Source organism: Mitsuaria sp. TWR114, from assembly GCF_007997345.1.
Map to the genome: position 1 here is coordinate 1 of NZ_VOSR01000504.1, position 2,524 is coordinate 2,524.

Annotated in this window: 3 protein-coding genes; all 3 read right to left on the bottom strand. The window is 65.1% G+C overall.

What is annotated here, in order from left to right; translation table 11 throughout:
- A partial coding sequence (locus FUT87_RS31755; protein ID WP_147241879.1) for a type VI secretion system tube protein Hcp occupies nt 1-133 on the bottom strand: 133 nt, incomplete at its 3' end.
- A 215-nt stretch (nt 134-348) separates the two neighbouring features.
- Nucleotides 349-1,848, bottom strand: coding sequence for a type VI secretion system contractile sheath large subunit (gene tssC, locus FUT87_RS17800; protein WP_091724439.1), 1,500 nt, complete (start codon nt 1,846-1,848; stop codon nt 349-351).
- 48 nt (nt 1,849-1,896) lie between these two features.
- On the bottom strand, nt 1,897-2,409 hold the full coding sequence (gene tssB, locus FUT87_RS17805; RefSeq protein ID WP_091724438.1) for a type VI secretion system contractile sheath small subunit: 513 nt from the start codon (nt 2,407-2,409) through the stop codon (nt 1,897-1,899).
- Nucleotides 2,410-2,524 lie beyond the last annotated feature (115 nt).

Below are 2,524 nucleotides of genomic sequence, written 5' to 3' on the forward strand. Positions count from 1 at the left end.
CCGGTGCCGCGGCGGCGGTGCTTTCCTGACGCACATCCCACGACCAGGCGAGCAGATCAATCTCGCCCTTGTGGTCCTTGTGGGTGGATTCGCCTTCGACTCCGGCGAACTTCAGATTGGCGTCGATCGTCATGGTCGGTTTCTCCTAGATGGACTCTTTGAAAAAAGTCTCCGCATCAACGCTCACCGCATGCGGAAACCGGGATTTCGGGCCCGAGGGCCCGGTTGGCTCATCGCCTCGAAAATTTCAGAACGGCGCCTTCGACAGCGCTCCCTTGGACGCGTCGCGCGTCGTTGCGCGCGATTTCTTTGTTTCCTTCGCGCGGGCCGCCGGGGCGACCCGCCGCCTCACTTGCCCTTCTGCGACGGCAGCGTCGAGACCAGCCGCAGCGAGACCGTCAGGCCCTCGAGCTGGTAATGCGGACGCAGGAAGAATTTCGACGAGTAGTAGCCGGGATTGCCCGGGATCTCCTCGACCACCACCTCGGCCGAGGCCAGCGGCTTCTGCGACTTCGTCGTCTCCGAGGAGTTGGCGGGATCGCCGTCGACGTAGTTCATGATCCACTTGTTCAGCCACTTCTCCATGTCGGCGCGTTCCTTGAACGAGCCCACCTTGTCGCGCACGATGCACTTCAGGTAATGGGCGAAGCGGTTGCAGGCGAACAGATACGGCAGCCGCGCGGCCAGGTTGGCGTTGGCGGTGGCGTCCGGATCGTCGTACTCGGCGGGCTTCTGCAGCGACTGCGCACCGATGAAGGCGGCGAAGTCGGAGTTCTTGCGGTGCACCAGCGGCATGAAGCCGTTCTTGGCCAGCTCGGCCTCGCGGCGGTCGCTGATGGCGATCTCGGTCGGGCACTTCATCGCCACGCCGCCCTCGTCGGTCGGGAAGGTGTGGGCCGGCAGGCCCTCGACCGCGCCGCCGGCCTCGACACCGCGGATGCGGGTGCACCAGCCGTAGGTCTTGAACGAGCGGTTGATGTTGGTCGCCATCGCGTAGGCCGAGTTGGCCCAGGTGTACTTGGCGTGCTCACCGCCACCGGTCTCTTCCTCGAAGTTGAACTCCTCGACCGGATTGGTCTTCGCGCCGTAGGGCAGGCGCGCCAGGAAACGCGGCATGGCCAGGCCGATGTAACGCGCGTCGTCGGACTCGCGCAGCGACTTCCAGGCGGCGTACTCGGGCGTGCTGAAGATCTTGGTCAGGTCGCGCGGGTTGGCGAGTTCCTGCCACGAGCCCATCTGCATCAGCGAGGGATTCGCCGCGGCGATGAAGGGCGAGTGGGCGGCGGCCGAGACCTTGGCGATCTCGCCCAGCAGTTCGACGTCGGGCGGGCTGTGGTCGAAGTAGTAGTCGCCGACGATGCAGCCGAAGGGCTCGCCGCCGAACTGGCCGAATTCCTCTTCATAGACGCGCTTGAAGATCGGGCTCTGGTCCCAGGCCGTGCCCTTGTAGCGCTTGAGCGTCTTGCCGAGATCGTTCTTGGAGATGCTCATGACGCGGATCTTGAGCTGCTCGTCGGTCTCGGTGTTGTTGACCAGGTAGTGCAGGCCGCGCCAGGCCGATTCCAGCTGCTGGAACTCGGCGTGGTGCAGGATCGCGTTCACCTGCTCGGACAGCTTCTTGTCGATCTCCGCGATCATCGACTCGATCGAGACGATGACGTCGCTGCCGATCAGCTGGGTCTGCGACAGCGCCTGCTGCGCCAGCGTCAGCACCGCCTGCTCGACGGCGGACTTGGCCTCGTCGGTCTTGGGCTTGAATTCCTTGTTCAGCAGCGAGGCGAACTCGCCGCCTTCGTATTCGATGCCCTGCAGCGAGGGCGAGGCTTGCGAGAGGATCTCTTCGGCCATGGTGCGTGCTCCGTGGGGTCCGGCTAGGGGTCTGAAGGCGCGCGGCGCTTATTGCGCGGCGGCGTCGTCGGCGGGTTTCTGGGCCGAGGCCAGGGACTTCAGCAGCGCCTCGTCCTTGACCACCTTGGCGATCAGCTGCTCGGCGCCGGCCTTGCCATCCATGTAGGTGATCAGGTTGGCCAGTTGCTGACGCGCCTCGAGCAGCTGCTTGAGGCCGTCCACCTTGCGCGCGACCGCGGCCGGCGAGAAGTCGTCCATCGACTCGAAGGTCAGGTCGACCATCAGGTTGCCTTCGCCGGTCAGCGTGTTGGGCACGGCGAAGGAGACGCGCGGCTTCATGGCCTTCATGCGGGCGTCGAAGTTGTCGACGTCGAAGTCCAGGAACTTGCGGTCCGACACCGGCGGCAGCGGCTCGGTGGGCTTGCCCGACAGGTCCGACAGCACACCCATCACGAAGGGCAGCTGGACCTTCTTCTCGGCGCCGTAGAGCTCGACGTCGTACTCGATCTGCACGCGCGGGGCGCGATTCCTGGCGATGAACTTCTGGCTGCTGGTGGCCATGGGGTGCTCCTTGAAGCGTGGATCGGGTGAAGGGTGGAAACCGTGGAGGGAAGGAAGGCGATGCGGATCACTCGCTCGGCGTGCCGGCGAGCTTCTCGATCTCATGCACGCCGTC